Genomic DNA, 15412 nt, shown 5'->3' on the forward strand with positions numbered 1-15412 from the left:
GTTAGGTGGATATGTGAAATTGACCATAGTGTTCTGTATGGGCCTTTTTTTAGTCGGCTGCGCTGCGATAAAGAATGACTATTTTCCTGAGTGGAAGGAGTTGGATTCCTTTAAAAGGGAGTGGTTTTCAGAACATTTGCGTGCAGCACGAGAAAATCCGATAACACTACCGACTGAAAATGAAATATATAGGTTTACCTGGCTACGAAGTTTTCATGCACCAATAATTGTTCGAGTCGAATGCAATGAGAAGTGTATTTTAAATGCTAAGCAGTTATCTGGCGCAGGTGGATACTCGCCTGGGAATGTACAGTTTAAAAACAAGCGTGAACTTACAACAGAAGAGGCTAGTAAACTTAGAAGTGTCGCCGAGCGGCTCGATAATTGGGTATATAAGCCCGATGAAGAAATTATCGGCATGGATGGTGCTCAATGGATATTTGAAATGGCTAACAGTAATAGATACCAAGCGTGGAACCTCTGGAGCCCTGGTGGCGAGAAGGCAGCAGAAACTTATGTTGATATGTGCTTGTACTTACTAAATCTTACAAATTTCAATATAGAGAAGAGTAATGCTTACTAAGCAGTTGCCACCTAACAAGGCGCACCACTCGCTCCCTGCGGTCGCTGGGACGCCAACCCGCTGAGCGGCTTGTCGCCCGTGTGCTAAGCGTTATGCAAAAAGGAGTCAGCATTGAGAATTGTGATCGGTCTGTTATCACTAACACTAATTGCTTCGTGTTCAATAGCTAAAAACAAGATTGATGAGCGCGAAAGTGATCGACTGTTTGCGAGCACACCATCTCACGTTGATACCCGACAGCCGCTGATTGACTGGTATGAAGATGCTAAGACTTCTGGTTTTTCGGGTATGGTTCTTGTAGCTAAAGGTCAAACGAAGCTGTTTGAGCAAGGCATTGGTTATGCCGACAAGGAAGATAAACGACCTTTTACTGCTGATACTGTTGTCGATATCTTATCTATGACGAAGCAGTTTACTGCAGCAGCCATTCTAAAGCTCGAAGAGCAAGGCGCTCTGTCAGTACATGATACGCTTGAGCAATTCTTTCATAATGTGCCTGCTGAAAAACAAGGTATTACACTGCATCAACTTTTAACTCACACGGCAGGCTTCAAAGCAAACTACAAAGGCGATTACACACCAGCAACCCGTCAACAGCTTGAGCAGCATGCACTTAACTCGCGACTTCGTTCAAGGCCAGGTGAAGCCTTTAATTACTCAAACATTGGTTACAGCTTGTTAGCTCTTGTTATCGAGAAAGCTAGTAATCAAAGCTATGAAGCTTTTTTGCATGAACATCTATTTTTACCTGCAGGTATGAACAATACAGGCTATCGAATTCCTTCATGGAGTGAGCAAGACTTCATTGTTGGTTACCAAAGAGACTCTCGTTATCGTCATCATCGATTACTGGCTGGTGTCGGCTCTGTTTTTGGAAGAAGTGACCGGTGGGGAACGCCACTTGAGCAATCTTGGGCAAAAGATGGACCTTGGTGGTCTTTACACGGCAATGGAGGCTTACTTTCCACTCTAAATGATCTCCACCTTTGGTACTTGGCTCTTGCAAACAACTCGATTTTGTCAGAGACCTCAAAAGATAAACTGTATTCGCCCTATGTTGAGGTGACGTCGGGGATATTTTATGGCTATGGCTGGATGATTCGGAGCAATCAAGCAGGTACGCGAAGATTAATCAATCATGGCGGCGGCAACCCTTTCTTTGATATGGATATTTATCACTATGTTGATGATGGCGTGGTTTTTCTCTACGTAACCAATACTCCAAGACCTATGCAGCAACACAGCTTGATATCTAAGCTATTGAATGTTGTCCGTCACGAGTATATTCAATGACACAACTGGATGACTTAAATTTTTTAGCCATCATGCGTCAGTTTTTAAAACATACTAAGCAAACTGTCATGGCGGGGCGTTATGGCTAAGCGCAGGGGCATGATGAGCCAGCTTAAAACATCGACCATAGCTATTCTTTCGGGAGCGGCCTCAGTAGCGATTGGTTTAGTCGCTTTTGCTTTAAGTTGGAACCTGTGGTTTTTTTGGGGTGGCCCTATGCCGGGCATTCGAGTGTTACTTTTTCCTGGTAATTTGTCGCTGGTATATCTGTGGCATCCGCTTTTTACTGAAGAAATTAATTTCTGGCCTAAACTCGCACTTCAGATGTTGGGACAGTTTTCATTCGTTGCTTGTGCTGCAGCAGTTGTCACCAGAATAGTAAGAAGATTGCGCTGTGCTAAAGCCCTATGACATGGCACATCACCTATAACGGTTATCGCCGGCAAAGAGTCTGCCGGCTGCAATGTAAACCACGGCGCGAGTTACCACGCTAAATTTGGCTGCCCCCTGCTCTAAAATACGTAAATAAATCCGATGCCTACTTCGGCTTCATAGCTGCTGCGAGCAATGGGGCTGTCCTGAACCTTGCTACTGTAACGCTCATAGAGTGCCTCGCCGAAAATCTGCCAGTTGTTGTTGATGATATGGCGATAATTGTAATTAACCCCAAGCGAGCGAAAGCCACCACTTAACCGGGTTTCATTCAAGCCGGATGCAGCCGCCTGCTGGGCGTTGATGCCGAAATCGGTATTGGCGAATTTGCTGTCGTGAAATACCGCAACCACATTGATCTCGGAGCCGGAGCCATCGCGTTTATCGCCGAACCGGCGCCCTACGCCAAATAACCCCAGATTGCCATTGCCTCCGGTCACCACCCGGCCAATCAGCCAATAACGCCAATCGGCATCGAAAGCACGACGTGCTTGCAGCACCAATTCAAAGCCTTCATCATTATCACCGAGCCCATCCAGATACCCCTTTTTGGAGTCACTCTCTTCACGGCCTTCATCGAAGCCAACCAGGGCCTCAAATAACCAGGTATTGGCACGAAGACCCCGCCAGCCGAGTGCCTCACCGGCCCAAAAGAAAATATCATTGCCTCTGCGCCATTGCAGGGCACCAGCCGGATCAACCTCAAAACCAAATTCGTCCGATCCTTCGTAGGCGGTTTCGTATTCAATGCCTAGGCCTAGCCCCAAAGCCCAGCCATCCTGGCCTTTGGTAAAGTCATCGACTGAGGGCAAAGGCACCAGCGCGGTTCTTTCTTGCGCTAATGCACTGTGAAAGGAAAAGCCATACAGGCACGTGAGCAACAGTAAAGCGGTAAACTTTTTCATAAAATGTTCCTGCATAAGTTTGGGCCAGGACAGCCCAAAGTATCATTGCCCCATATACGTGAGGCTTTTGTTCCACGATCTCTTTTTGATGCCTTTATTTAAGTGGCAACTTGCTTCCCCTAAGCGATGGTCCCCCTGTTTCACCCAATAAAAAACAGCCACTTAATCAAGTGGCTGTTTTTAAAAGCAAACCCCAAAATGTTGTTATGACTTGCGCTGAATATGCACCGTCACTTCTTCACGATCGTGATACAAGTGCTTGGCTTGCAACTGATAACGCACCCCGGCCTCGTGCAGGCGGGTATGAATTTGCTCCAGCACCTGCTCGACCATCTCGTAGCGCTTTTTCATTGGCAGCTTCAGGTTGAAAATACTTTCCTGACACCAGCCGTTGCTAAACCAGTCGCAGATCAGCACCGCCACCCGATCGGGCTTTTCAATCATATCGCAGACCAGCCAATAGACATTTTGCTTGGCAGGCTGGAATTTAAAACCATCCACCTGCAAATGTTTAACCTGGCCACTTTCCATCAAAGCCGGATCCATCGGGCCGTTATCGATAGCGGTCACCATCATGCTGCGCCGCACCAATTGGTAAGTCCAACCGCCTGGGCTGGCGCCTAAATCCACTGCATTTAAGCCGGGTGCCAAGCGCTGTGGCCGTTCGCTGGCCGGAATAAAGGTCAGAAATGCTTCTTCTAACTTCAGCGTGCTGCGGCTGGGGGCATCTTTGGGTGATTTAAGCCGCATGATGCCGTTTTCGAGCGGGCTGTTGTTTTTCGGGTAACTCAGCCCCAGCATGGCTTCACTGCCAGAGAGCAAAAACAGATGCAGTACCGGTTTATCATCCCGCTCTTTCGCCGTTAAAGTGCCCTGATTGCGCAGTGCCAGCCGAAGCGGTACTGTCAGCTTGCGCGCCAGCGTCGATAAGGTTTTGCCATCGTTGGTTTCCGGGTACTCTACCCGCAACTGGCCACAGCCTTGCACATCATGGCTGGCCGTAGTGTCCAGCACAGTGCTCACTCTGTCGTGCGGTTGCAGTTCCAGTAAGGGTTCCAGCAATAAAACCCACTGGCGGGCAAACACCAGTTGCGACAAAGCAAAGGTACGAAAGAAATGCACCAGGGCTTCGCCATCGTAGGCTTCAAAAATAACATAGGCACTGTGATTGCTAAGCTTGCAATAGCCAAACACCTCATGCTGAGCTGCTTTGTCCTGAATTTCCGCCGCACAGTCTTTTTCAAAACCGGAGCGACAGTAGAGCAATAATTGCTTCATGCACGTTTCCCAAACCAAGGGCTGATGGCAAGCAGCAACCAACCCAGGATCAATAATTGTCCGCCTATGGGCGCAAGGCGCCCAAAGTGCCATGGTAGCTGCCAAACGCCAGCCAATAATGTGTATACAAAAAGCCAGCTGCCCAAATGCCAGCACAGCAGTGCTGCTGCCAGCAGCCGGCTGGTTGCAGGCCGGTAGCTCAGCACCAAAATAGCCAGGGCGTGCACGGCCAACATGGCAAGGGCACTCACCACCACGCCAAGCTCGGCAGTTGTGAGTCGTTGCAGCCCCAGGTGCATGGTAACCGCCGCTAACGCCACCAAAGCGGCACCATATGCGGCCGCCAGGCTCAGGCTAAGCTTTTGTAAACTGTGCATTCAGCCAACTCCTGCTCACAGCTGCCGCTTCTGCAATGAGCTGTTGCTGCGTAAAACCGCTTTTTTTGCGGGGTTTTAAACTGTGATCACCGTCCGTTAGCCAGTGCATGCTTACGCCTGGCCAGTGCTGATCGGCCAGCTCATCCTTGGTACCAAAGGTATCGCGCTCCCCTTGCAGGATCAACAGCGGTTTAGTCAGTTCAGCAAAATGCCCGGTGCGGTACTGCTGTTTGCCTGGGGCATGAAACGGATAGCCATAAGTCAGTACGCCGGCAATCGGCAAGCTCGCATCAACCGCCAGCATAGAAGCTACCCGCCCGCCCATCGATTTGCCACCAATGTAGAGCGGTAAATCCTGCGGGCACTGTTGCAACTGCTGCAGAAAAGCCTGCTGCAGCTTTGGCATGGGGTTTGGCGGACGCTTTTTTTGCTCGGCAACTTGCTGCTGCATATAGGGGAAATTAAAGCGCCAGACTTCGATGTTCTCAACAACCAAAGCAGTGCTTAACCACTGCATAAAGTCGCTTTGCATACCTGCACCTGCGCCATGCGCCAACAGCAAACGCGCCACGGGCTTAGCCGGGCGCTCAATCAGCGGCAACGGCATTGGTAAATTGCTGCTCATTAAATTGTTCCTGCTCCTGCTGTACTACCGCCGTTAACCATTGGCGAAAGGCGGTAATTTTCCCCAAATCAGCCTGACTTTCCCGGCACACCAGATAGTAAGCATCTTTGGACAAGAGCACATGATTAAAGGGCACGATGAGGCGACCCGAGCTGATATCTGGTCGTGCCAGCACATTGTGCGCCAGTGCCACCCCCTGGCCATGAATGGCTGCCTGCAATACCATCGACGAATGGCTGAAAATAGGCCCCTGATTGACATTAAAATGCTTATAACCCTGACTGGCAAACCAGGACTTCCAGGCTTTGCGTGAGCCATCATGCAACAGATTATGAAAACGCAAATCGGTCACTTCCGACAACGGCTTACCAGAGCTTAACAGCAGCGGCGAGCACACCGGCAGCAAGTACTCGGCTTGCAGCTTGTCTGAGCGCAGGTTGCGCCAGTTGCCGCGGCCATAATAGACTGCCACATCGACATCGTCCGTTAGTGAACCTTCGTCTTGATCGACCGCTTTGATGCGCACATCAATATCCGGATGCTGTTCACTGAATAAGTTGAGCCTGGGGACCAGCCACTGAATGGCAAAGCTTGGCTGCATACTGACGGTGAGTGAGCCCTTGGCGCCGCGCGCCAGCAGCTTCTCGGTGGCATCGTGCAGCTGCAAAAAAATTTCCCGGATATCCTGAAAGTAGCCCTGCCCCTCTTCAGTCAGCAATAACGAACGGTTTTTGCGTAAAAACAGCTTCAGGCCCAGGTGATCTTCCAAAGCTTTGATTTGATGACTGATGGCAGCCTGGGTGACAAACAGCTCTTCGGCGGCTCTGGTAAAACTCAGATGCCGGGCTGCAGATTCAAAGGCTTTCAAAGCATTCAGCGGGGGTAATCGTCGCGCCATGGCTAAGCCGGGTCTCCCATAAGTCCGATAGAAAAAGCCGAATCAGCTTTTTGGCGGCGTATAGCCTTCAATGGCAACCTCTTTGCCCTCAAACAAGAAAGCTTTCATTTCAGCTTCCAGCAGTTTGCGGTGTTCAGGATCCATCATATTGAGTTTCTTCTCATTGATCAGCATGGTTTGCTTGGCTTGCCAAAGGCCCCAGGCTTCTTTACTAATGGTATCGAAAATTTGTTTGCCCAGCTCGCCAGGATACAGCTGAAAGTCCAGGCCGGCGGCTTCTTTTTTCAGATGCTGGCAATAAACGGTACGTGACATACTGGCCTCTTAACGCAATGGTTTCATCTAGTTTATCTTAATCGGCTGTGGAATGCTTTAATTGCTGCTCAATCCACTTGCGAATAGGTGCAGGCAAGGCAATCTCGGCCAGTTGCCGACTGGCGTACCAGCCATGCTGAGGCGACTCCTGCACCTGCTGTTGCGGTTGCCAGATAGTGGCATCCAGCTGATAGTGACTGAACTGATGGCGAAAGCTGCCTACCGGCTTGGCTTGCTGCAGCAGCGGATGCTCTGCTGCCACCTCCGGCAAGGTTAGTAGCGAAGACCAAATGCCTGTATCCGGCCGTTGCTCCAGCAACAACTGTCCCTGCTGCTGCACCCATAAAAAGTGGCCCTGCCGGCTTGGCTTGGCCTTTTTCGGTTTTGCCATCGGAAACTGATCGACCTGCTGCCGTGCATAGGCTTTACAGCCGCCCTGCAGCGGGCAGTTGACACAGTCAGGTTGCCTGGCGGTGCAAATCGTAGCGCCTAAATCCAGCAAGCCCTGGGCAAAGCGGCGATTGTGCTGCTTTGGGGTAAGTTGCTCTGCCAACTGCCACAACTGCTTTTCCAGTTGACTTTGGCCGGCATAGCCATCTAAGGCAAATAAACGGCAAAATAGGCGCCGCACATTGCCATCGACAATAGGGCCATAGGCATCGTAGGCAAAAGATAGAATGGCGCCAGCGGTGTAACGGCCAATGCCGGGAATTTGCTGCAGGCTATCCAGATCATCCGGGAAGCTGCCGCGCTTGGCAATGGCTTGAGCTGCCTTGTGCAGATTCCGGGCCCGTGCGTAATAGCCAAGCCCCTGCCACAGCGTCATTACCTCATCCTGTTCAGCTTCAGCCAAGGCCTCAATGGTTGGGAAGCGCTGTAACCAACGTTCAAAATAAGGAATGACGGTAGTCACCTGGGTTTGCTGCAGCATCAACTCGGATACCAGCACCTTGTATGGGGTAATGGCTTGCTGCCAGGGCATGTCATGGCGCCCTTGCTGCTGTTGCCAGTCAATCACCAGGGCAGCAAATTGATCGGCACCAAACGGGGGATCATCGGATAAGTTAGTACTATGCACACAGCCTCCGCATTCAAAACCCCCACAGTATGCCACAGCCCTGTGAAGCGAGGCTATGCGGAAAAAGCGGGTTGAGCTTCTGCTTAAGAACACCGATAATACGCGGCCATCAATCGTTGCCAGCCTGACATGCCTTGTAAGATAAATGACAGGTGACTAACAGGCAGATAAATAACTCATTACCGGAGCCCGCCATGAGCGAACAGCCAACCACAGCCGCTGACGAAAGCGTAGAAACCACGTCTTATATGCGTAAAATTCGTAGCTTTGTCCTGCGTGAAGGCCGCTTAACCAAGGCACAAAAGCTGGCGCTGGAACAACATTGGCCAGCCATGGGGGTTGATTTTAAGCCCGAGCTACTGGATTTAGCCACCTTGTTTGGCCGCAAAGCCGATACGGTGCTGGAAATTGGCTTTGGTATGGGCAAATCTTTGGTGCAAATGGCAGCGGCGGCTCCAGAGAAAAACTTTATTGGCATTGAAGTGCACCGTCCTGGTGTTGGCGCCTGCCTGGCAGATGCCGCAGCAGCAGGTATTAGTAACTTACGGGTATTCCAGCACGATGCCGTTGAGGTGCTGGCTCAAATGATCCCTGATAACAGCCTGGCCACCATTCAATTGTTTTTCCCGGACCCATGGCCGAAGAAAAAACACCACAAGCGCCGCATTGTGCAAGCCGACTTTGTGCAGCAACTACGCAGCAAGCTGTCGATTGGTGGTGTTTTTCATATGGCTACCGACTGGCAGCATTACGCCGAACATATGCTTGAAGTGATGCAGGCCGCGGAAGGCTTTAGCAACCTGTCGGCCAGCAATGACTATGTGGAGCGCCCGGCCCATCGCCCTGTCACCAAGTTTGAGCTACGCGGTAAAAAGCTTGGCCATGGCGTCTGGGATTTAATGTTTAAGCGGGAGCATTAAAATGCTAACCAGTGCCAGCCAGATGCTGCTGCGAAACCTGGCCGATTTAACCGGCCCAAGCCTGCTGATGGAACCGCCGCTGGATCAGCTGGCTGGCCAGCTGCCTGCCAGTTACCGGCAACACATTGCGATCTTCAGTAGCCATGTAGCGGTAGCTGCCCGCTGGCAACAAGCCGGTTACCGCTGCAGTTCAGGGCTTAAGCCCGAGTTTGCTGAACGCTTTCAGACGGCGGTGCTGTTTTACCCGAAAAGCAAAGAGCAGCTGACGTTGATGCTGCAGCAGTTGCAACCGGTACTGACAGAAAACGCCGATATCTTTGTGGTGGGTGACAATAAAAGCGGTATCAAGACACTGCCAAAACAGCTGCAAAGTGCAGAGCTTAGTGCCCATAAGCTGGACAATGCCCGCCACGCGCTCTGGTTTGTCGTCAATGGTTGTTTGACGGCCAACACCATCAGCGCCCAAACCTTTGATGTAACGCTAAACAGTGTAAAACTTCACCTTCACTCCTACCCTGGGGTGTTCAGTCATGGCAGCCTGGATAAAGGCACGGCCTTGTTGCTGCAGCATCTGGCGCACATTCAGTCTGGCCGGGTACTGGACTTTGCCTGTGGCTGCGGTGTAATCGCGGCTTATTTAAAAGCAAGTCAGCCTGCAATTGACCTCTATGCCTCCGATGTCAGCACCCTCGCCACTGCAGCCACCGAAGCAACACTGGCAGCCAATGGGCTAACTGGCACTGTGCTGGCTGCAGATGGTTTGCCTGTAGCACCTGCTCAGTTCGAGCATATTGTCAGCAACCCACCCTTTCACACCGGTCAGAAAACAGATTACAGCATTGCAGAAGCTTTTATCCGCGCCTGCCCCGACAAGTTATCTCCTGGAGGTAGTCTTACACTGGTTGCCAACAATCACCTGCCCTACCAGAGCTGGCTGCAGGAAAGCTTTGGGCATTGTACTATACTGGCACAAGCGCATGGTTTTACCATTTACCAGTGTTTGAAATCGAGGAAATAACACAATGGGTGTAAAGGCGGCATTACTGGGAACAGCCTTATCTGGCCTGACTTTTTCAGCCATGGCCACGACTGCAACTGACACCTGCCTGCAGCAGCCAAACCGCACCTTACCCTGCCCGCATCAGCTGTACCGGCTGATGCAGCTACCCGATCAACAAGAAGCTGGGGTGCGCTGCATCTGCGTCAGCGATTTTCAGCCATTCTTACAGCAGCCAGAATCAGAAGTAGCGCAAATCCGTCAACGCATGGACAGGCGACAATTAGAAGCTCAACTGGGGATGGAGCTCGAGCCTATACTACGGATCTTACGACGCGAGGATTAAGCGCTGCGAAAAACAGCCCAAAGCCACCGGCTCTTGCTGCAACAACGCAGGTAGCAGCCAAAGCTCATCGTCTTCTACCCAGTACAGCGCATTTTGCTGCCAGTCTAACGCATACTGCACCGCCTGATACCGGCTACAAAACACAGCCCAACTTGGCTCCAGGTGCTTACAATCTGTGGATGCTCCTGTGACTTTCCGATAGCGCACTCTGGCATCGTGCAAGCTGGCAGCAAAAGCCATATGGCGACAAAGATTCTGCCCAGCCGGGGCCATTTTACCTGCTGGATTAATTGCACTGATAATGGCAAAACTGCTCATAGTGGCAAATGGCTGATAACTAATGAAGACTACGTTTTGATACAATTGCCATGGTGTCATCAGAACCTCCCTCTGCAGAGTTGCCTGCCAAGCATAAAAAAACAAGCCAGTTGTTTGCGAAATTATGGTTTTCTGCATAACATCATAGTCAGGTGAATACTGACATGCCATTGTTGGTTTGGAATATGACAACTCTATGATGCAAAAAACTTTTTCAATAAAAGGAATGTTAATCAGCATTGTGATGTTGATTTGTAGCCTGACACTGATTGCATCACTCGCCCTATCCAGCATTCATGATATCAATGGTCAATACCGCAAACTACAGCACCAGCTGGAGGCCTACGCCACCATTATTGCCATCAGCTCTGCCACCGGGCTTTACAATAATGACACTGATCTGTTGGAACAGCAGCTGCAGGCTTTTTCAGCCGTTCCTATGATCAATAATATCCATATTTACAGCCTGGATCCTGAGGCGTCTGAGCCGGTATTTTTCAGCAGTTACAACCGTCAAACCATAGGCCCCTACCCGACACAGTTTCATCGTTTGCCAGAGCTGTTAAAACCAAAGCAGAGCCGGAGTCATCTTGAAATGATGGTGCCGATAGAGTTCTCCGGCCAACACATTGGCTATACCTATTTGCGTGCGACCAAGGCGGAGTTATCCGGTTATACCCAAAATCGTATTTTATCGGATATTGCAATTGCACTGCTGGCCCTGCTGCTGGCTTTTCTGGCCGCCAACCGACTACAGCGCTGGTTAACCAAGCCAATTAAAGGCTTATTGGAGCAGGTTCAAATCATTACCAAAACCCAGGATTTTAGTTTGCGCGTGCCGCAAACGAACCTGGATGAAGTAGAAGCCTTCAGTAAAGCCCTGAACCTGATGCTGGACAAAATTGAGCGTCAGTTTAACAAGCTGCAAAGTGCTGAGCTGGAAATTCGCCAGCTTAACCAGAGCCTGGAGCAAAAGATTTCGGAGCGAACTCAAGCATTAAAGGAATCGAACCAGGAGCTTCTAAACACGCTGGAGACCTTGCATCAGTATCAAAACCAGATTGTCGAAACCGAAAAAATGTCCAGCCTGGGTCAGATGGTTGCGGGAATTGCGCATGAAGTAAATACGCCGATAGGCCTGGGTATCACTGCATCTACACTGCTGCAAGATAAATTAAGAGTGATTGAGCAGAACTTTCAGGATAAAAAGCTAACCTCCTCCCAATTATCGCGCTTTATTGGTGAAGCCCAGGAGAACCTTGGCATTGTCTACCGTAACCTGGAGCGTGCGGCTAGCCTGATTCGAAGTTTTAAACAGGTTGCCGTTGATCAATCAAGCGATAGTGCGCGTACTTTTAATATGTTGCAGTTAATTAATGAAGTATTGTTGTCACTGCGACCAAACTTGAAAAAAACCAGTCATGAAGTGGTGGTGAATTGCCCGGAAGAGCTGCAGCTTGAAAGCAAGCCGGGCCCAATAAATCAGATTTTGATCAACCTGATTATGAACAGTTTGATCCATGCCTTCAGTGACCAGGATAAAGGAAAAATTATCATCACCGTGACCACAGAGAATAACCATTGCCAATTGATTTATCAGGACAATGGTGCTGGTGTGCCAGAGCAAATTCGTAAGCGTATTTTTGATCCCTTTGTCACCACAAAGCGAGGTGAAGGTGGCAGCGGCCTTGGACTCCATCTGGTATACAACCTGGTGACCCAGGCATTGCGAGGAAAAATTCAGTTGGAAAGCTCTATTGGTGAGGGTGTCCATGTTTTTATCGAGTTTCCGGTATTGATAAGAGATACAAAATAAAGGCCAACCAATTGATTTTTCTAGATTTAAACATGCAAATGCGATGAATAACTTTAGAATGCGCTAAATGTTAACAATACCACTTGTTAACAAAGCCAAGTAAAGCTATAATTGAGAACTAATTGACAATGTTCTGTCATATCAAAGCGTCACATTGAATCACAAATCAAACAAAATTCACATAAGGTTAATTATATGCAGACCCCTGTCGTTCTAATTGTTGAAGATGAAGAAGTTACTCGCTCCAACCTGGTCAGCCTGTTTCAAGGTGAAGGCTATGATGTGATTGAAGCCATCAATGGTGAAGAAATGAATCAGCGCCTGGCTGAAAGCAAAGTCAACCTGATCGTGATGGACATCAATCTGCCTGGTAAAAACGGCTTAATTCTGGCGCGTGAATTGCGTCAAAAAGAAAAAATTGGCCTGATTTTCCTGACTGGTCGCGATAGCGAAGTGGATCGTATTCTGGGCCTGGAAATTGGTGCCGATGATTACCTGACCAAGCCATTCAACCCACGTGAATTGACCATCCGTGCTCGCAACCTGTTAAGCCGCACTGTAGCTCAACCGGTGGTAGAAGAGCACAAAAGCGTAGTGACCTTCAATGGCTGGACGCTGGATGAGAATAGCCGCAACCTGACGTCGCCAAAAGGTGAGTCACGCCGCTTGCCAAAAGGCGAATACCGCGCCTTGCGTCTGATGCTGGATACGCCAGGAAAAATCTTTACCCGTGAGCAATTGATCCGCCATATGACAGGCCGTGAACTGCGTCCGAATGACCGGACCGTAGATGTAACCATTCGTCGTATCCGTAAGCATTTTGAGACCGACATGGATACGCCAGAGCTCATCAGCACTATTCACGGTGAAGGCTACCGCTTTGTCGGCAATATCGATAAAGATTAATCAGCTATCTTGTTCAAGATAATCATACAGAGCGGCCAAGTGCCGCTCTGCTGTTAAATGGAAGTCTACCAACTGTCGTTCTAGCTGCTGCCAATTGGGCTCTGACATCGCCTCGTATTTTTTAGCCTGTTTCTGCACCCAATGCAAACCAACCGATGATGCAGCCCCTTTCAGGGTGTGAGCTGCATCCTTGAACGCATTCAACCGTTGATGCACAGCCTCTTCCAGCATCTTGTTAATGTAACCAGGCAACAACTGTGCAAACAACTTAGCGCTGCGCAGCATAGTTTCTTTGCCCAGCGATTGCATATAATCGTCCAGGGTGGCCAGATCCAGCATATAATCCGACTCTATCGCAGGTTGGGTGGTGACTGTCTTTAAGGCACTGGGCGAAAACAACTGTGCCAGTAATTGATCCAGATTGTTGGTATTTAGTGGCTTCGCCAAAGCACCATCAATCCGGATCCCAGCCAGTTGCTCTTCCGCTTTTCGCACATTGGCACTGAGCACAACGATTGGCAAATGCTTCAGGTGCATTTCTTGGCGCATTGTCCTGGCAATTTGATCACCGGTCATATCCGGTAACTGCATATCCAGCAGCACCAAATCCAAATCATCCTCCGTTTCCAGTAATGCCAGCGCATCTTCCCCGGTTTCAGCATGAATCACGGTATGGCCACGCTGCTCCAATAAACTAATAGCGATGTCTGCATTGAGAGGTACATCTTCAATCAACAAGATAGTGAGCTCCGGGCAATCAATCGCCTGCTGGGTAGGCCTGCTCACCAAGCGGGTCGGCAATAAAATTTCAAAACAACTGCCCGCGCCTACCGAGCTTTCTAACGTCAGGGAACCATCCATGGCCTCCACCAAGGCTTTTGAAACCGATAAACCGATCCCCGAACCAACCACACTCAAACGGCGGCCATCGTTGGACTTGTAATACATATCAAAGATACGCTTTTGTTCATGCTGACTGATGCCAATACCGGTATCGATCACTTTTAACAACAATTGGGTGTTGTCGTGTTGCAGGAGCTCGCAGTACAAACTGATACGGCCCTTGGCGGTAAATTTGACGGCATTATTCAGCAGATTCCAGAGCACCTGACGTACCCGGGTTGGATCCAGCTGCAAATAGCAGTCAGCTGGCGCATGCAAAACCAACTCAAAATCCAGCCCTTTTTGCTGACAAATCAGCTCGGCAAAGTTTTTGATATCGGTGACAAAGCCATTGATTTCGATATTTTGATAAACAATATCCAAGTCCTGACGGTCAATTTTATCTAAATCAATAATATCATTGAAAATATTGCCAAGAGTTTCGGCACTGGTAAAGATGGTCTGACTCCAGCTGCGTTGTGAGTCTGCCAGTTCGCTGTCGAGCAGGCGCCTGGTCAAACCAACAATGCCATTCAGCGGAGTGCGCAGCTCATGGCTTAAGGTTGCAATAAACTTGCCTTTGTCCTGATAGGCCTTCTCCAACGCTTGTTCAGCCAGCTTACGTGAGGTGATATCCCGACCAAAACCCAGCAAGCCAATGGAGCGCCCTTGCTTATCAAAAAACGGCACTTTACGCATTTCAAACCAAAGTCTCTGTCCTTTGCTATCGGTAAATTCCACATCCAGGATCAGCTCGGATTGTTGGGTCGTCACTTCGTGATCACTTAAAATTGCAGAAGGCACCGTATCATCTTTGAAGATATCTGCCGGATGGCGACCAAGCAACTCGACTGCCGGCTTACCCATAATGACTTCAAACATTTTATTGCAGCTGGCAAAGCGGCCCGTTTCATCCCGGTAATAAAATAAATCGGGCGAGCTATCAACGATGGAGCGGATCAACAGGGTCTGCTCCTCCAACTCCTGCTGGGCTTTTTTGCGCTCAAGAATTTCTTTGCGCAATTCATCAATGGCTCTACGCTTAGCCTGAAAAGCTTTTTTACGCTCTTCGATTTCAAAGTTCAGCTGGCGGATATTTTCCTGCAGGTGCTGATTCAGTACTTTTTCCTGGCGGCTGGAGTCTTCCAGATACAACAAAGTGGCATCCAGTTGTTCAATCAGATAAAACACCAGCGCCAAGACCAAGGGAGCAATCAGGCAGGTGAGGAGCAAGACAGTTAAAACCGTATCCCAATGGATACCAGAACCAAGCAGTACCGATACACCGAGTGCCAGCAAAGTCGCTGCCATCACGACGAACAACAGCACCAACGCCATCAGCTTGAGCCAACCCCACTGCCGTAATCGCTCTGCCAGACCTTTTACCATCGGATGTACAGGTTGAACCGTCATCAATGCCTCTTCATCTGCTCAATTCTGCTC

17 protein-coding genes are annotated in these 15412 nt (G+C 49.5%); 8 read left to right on the top strand and 9 right to left on the bottom strand.

Translation table 11 applies throughout. The features are described from left to right. The 3 genes from BLW37_RS00005 to BLW37_RS00015 all read left to right on the top strand — a co-directional run. A partial coding sequence (locus BLW37_RS00005; protein WP_216351810.1) for a hypothetical protein occupies positions 1–583 on the top strand: 583 nt, incomplete at its 5' end. A gap of 120 nt (positions 584–703) precedes the next feature. Beyond that, positions 704–1876, top strand: coding sequence for a serine hydrolase domain-containing protein (locus BLW37_RS00010; RefSeq protein WP_245785592.1), 1173 nt, complete (start codon positions 704–706; stop codon positions 1874–1876). Between the two features lie 102 nt (positions 1877–1978). Further along, a complete protein-coding gene (locus BLW37_RS00015) occupies positions 1979–2287 on the top strand; it encodes a hypothetical protein (protein WP_139243633.1) in 309 nt (102 codons plus the stop codon). A gap of 101 nt (positions 2288–2388) precedes the next feature. On the opposite strand, the gene BLW37_RS00020 is transcribed toward BLW37_RS00015, so the two are convergent. The 7 genes from BLW37_RS00020 to mutY form a co-directional block, all read right to left on the bottom strand. Further along, positions 2389–3213 (bottom strand): MipA/OmpV family protein, encoded by an 825-nt coding sequence (locus BLW37_RS00020; RefSeq protein ID WP_091337690.1) that lies wholly within the window; start codon positions 3211–3213, stop codon positions 2389–2391. Positions 3214–3417: 204 nt separating this feature from the next. After that, entirely contained in the window at positions 3418–4491 is a 1074-nt protein-coding gene (gene rlmM / locus BLW37_RS00025) for a 23S rRNA (cytidine(2498)-2'-O)-methyltransferase RlmM (RefSeq protein ID WP_091337693.1), read from the bottom strand. Further along, positions 4488–4868: a DUF423 domain-containing protein gene (locus BLW37_RS00030; protein ID WP_091337696.1), complete on the bottom strand. Its 381-nt coding sequence runs from the start codon at positions 4866–4868 to the stop codon at positions 4488–4490. Before BLW37_RS00030 ends, rlmM begins: the two co-directional genes overlap by 4 nt. Continuing rightward, positions 4846–5493 carry an alpha/beta family hydrolase gene (locus BLW37_RS00035; RefSeq protein ID WP_245785557.1) on the bottom strand — a complete coding sequence of 216 codons (648 nt, stop codon included), beginning with the start codon at positions 5491–5493 and terminating at the stop codon, positions 4846–4848. The genes BLW37_RS00030 and BLW37_RS00035 overlap by 23 nt, the downstream gene beginning before the upstream one ends. Next, positions 5456–6391: a transcriptional regulator GcvA gene (locus BLW37_RS00040; RefSeq protein ID WP_091337702.1), complete on the bottom strand. Its 936-nt coding sequence runs from the start codon at positions 6389–6391 to the stop codon at positions 5456–5458. The genes BLW37_RS00035 and BLW37_RS00040 overlap by 38 nt, the downstream gene beginning before the upstream one ends. 42 nt (positions 6392–6433) lie before the next feature. Continuing rightward, complete coding sequence (locus BLW37_RS00045; RefSeq protein ID WP_091337705.1) at positions 6434–6706, bottom strand: oxidative damage protection protein; 273 nt, start codon at positions 6704–6706, stop codon at positions 6434–6436. A gap of 37 nt (positions 6707–6743) precedes the next feature. Continuing rightward, complete coding sequence (mutY, locus tag BLW37_RS00050; RefSeq protein WP_171907498.1) at positions 6744–7784, bottom strand: A/G-specific adenine glycosylase; 1041 nt, start codon at positions 7782–7784, stop codon at positions 6744–6746. Between the two features lie 194 nt (positions 7785–7978). On the opposite strand from mutY, the gene trmB reads away from it, so the two are divergent. The 3 genes from trmB to BLW37_RS00065 are packed head-to-tail and all read left to right on the top strand — an operon-like array spanning position 7979 to position 10047. Further along, positions 7979–8704 (top strand): tRNA (guanosine(46)-N7)-methyltransferase TrmB, encoded by a 726-nt coding sequence (gene trmB / locus BLW37_RS00055; RefSeq protein WP_091337708.1) that lies wholly within the window; start codon positions 7979–7981, stop codon positions 8702–8704. Position 8705: 1 nt separating this feature from the next. Then, positions 8706–9722, top strand: a complete 1017-nt coding sequence (locus BLW37_RS00060; RefSeq protein WP_091337711.1) for a class I SAM-dependent methyltransferase — start codon at positions 8706–8708, stop codon at positions 9720–9722. Between the two features lie 4 nt (positions 9723–9726). Beyond that, positions 9727–10047 carry a hypothetical protein gene (locus tag BLW37_RS00065; protein ID WP_091337714.1) on the top strand — a complete coding sequence of 107 codons (321 nt, stop codon included), beginning with the start codon at positions 9727–9729 and terminating at the stop codon, positions 10045–10047. On the opposite strand, the gene BLW37_RS18670 is transcribed toward BLW37_RS00065, so the two are convergent. Next, a complete protein-coding gene (locus BLW37_RS18670; RefSeq protein WP_171907499.1) occupies positions 10030–10425 on the bottom strand; it encodes a DUF3293 domain-containing protein in 396 nt (131 codons plus the stop codon). The genes BLW37_RS00065 and BLW37_RS18670 overlap by 18 nt on opposite strands. Before the next feature lie 184 nt (positions 10426–10609). Between BLW37_RS18670 and BLW37_RS00075 the strand changes: the two genes are divergently transcribed. Next, a complete protein-coding gene (locus BLW37_RS00075; RefSeq protein WP_245785593.1) occupies positions 10610–12181 on the top strand; it encodes an ATP-binding protein in 1572 nt (523 codons plus the stop codon). A 195-nt stretch (positions 12182–12376) separates the two neighbouring features. After that, entirely contained in the window at positions 12377–13087 is a 711-nt protein-coding gene (gene arcA, locus BLW37_RS00080; RefSeq protein ID WP_091337722.1) for a two-component system response regulator ArcA, read from the top strand. On the opposite strand, the gene BLW37_RS00085 is transcribed toward arcA, so the two are convergent. Then, entirely contained in the window at positions 13088–15382 is a 2295-nt protein-coding gene (locus BLW37_RS00085) for an ATP-binding protein (protein WP_091337725.1), read from the bottom strand. Positions 15383–15412: the final 30 nt, after the last annotated feature.

The sequence above is a fragment of the Alkalimonas amylolytica genome (assembly GCF_900107845.1).
GTDB lineage: Bacteria > Pseudomonadota > Gammaproteobacteria > Enterobacterales > Alteromonadaceae > Alkalimonas > Alkalimonas amylolytica.

Bases quoted from the DNA above. Each gene is read 5' to 3' on its own strand.
- BLW37_RS00015 (WP_139243633.1), top strand. From the start codon at position 1,979: ATGAGCCAGCTTAAAACATCGACCATAGCTATTCTTTCGGGAGCGGCC.
- BLW37_RS00020 (WP_091337690.1), bottom strand. From the start codon at position 3,213: ATGAAAAAGTTTACCGCTTTACTGTTGCTCACGTGCCTGTATGGCTTT.
- rlmM (WP_091337693.1), bottom strand. From the start codon at position 4,491: ATGAAGCAATTATTGCTCTACTGTCGCTCCGGTTTTGAAAAAGACTGT.
- BLW37_RS00030 (WP_091337696.1), bottom strand. From the start codon at position 4,868: ATGCACAGTTTACAAAAGCTTAGCCTGAGCCTGGCGGCCGCATATGGT.
- BLW37_RS00035 (WP_245785557.1), bottom strand. From the start codon at position 5,493: ATGAGCAGCAATTTACCAATGCCGTTGCCGCTGATTGAGCGCCCGGCT.
- BLW37_RS00040 (WP_091337702.1), bottom strand. From the start codon at position 6,391: ATGGCGCGACGATTACCCCCGCTGAATGCTTTGAAAGCCTTTGAATCT.
- BLW37_RS00045 (WP_091337705.1), bottom strand. From the start codon at position 6,706: ATGTCACGTACCGTTTATTGCCAGCATCTGAAAAAAGAAGCCGCCGGC.
- trmB (WP_091337708.1), top strand. From the start codon at position 7,979: ATGAGCGAACAGCCAACCACAGCCGCTGACGAAAGCGTAGAAACCACG.
- BLW37_RS00060 (WP_091337711.1), top strand. From the start codon at position 8,706: ATGCTAACCAGTGCCAGCCAGATGCTGCTGCGAAACCTGGCCGATTTA.
- BLW37_RS00065 (WP_091337714.1), top strand. From the start codon at position 9,727: ATGGGTGTAAAGGCGGCATTACTGGGAACAGCCTTATCTGGCCTGACT.
- BLW37_RS18670 (WP_171907499.1), bottom strand. From the start codon at position 10,425: ATGACACCATGGCAATTGTATCAAAACGTAGTCTTCATTAGTTATCAG.
- BLW37_RS00075 (WP_245785593.1), top strand. From the start codon at position 10,610: ATGTTGATTTGTAGCCTGACACTGATTGCATCACTCGCCCTATCCAGC.
- arcA (WP_091337722.1), top strand. From the start codon at position 12,377: ATGCAGACCCCTGTCGTTCTAATTGTTGAAGATGAAGAAGTTACTCGC.
- BLW37_RS00085 (WP_091337725.1), bottom strand. From the start codon at position 15,382: ATGACGGTTCAACCTGTACATCCGATGGTAAAAGGTCTGGCAGAGCGA.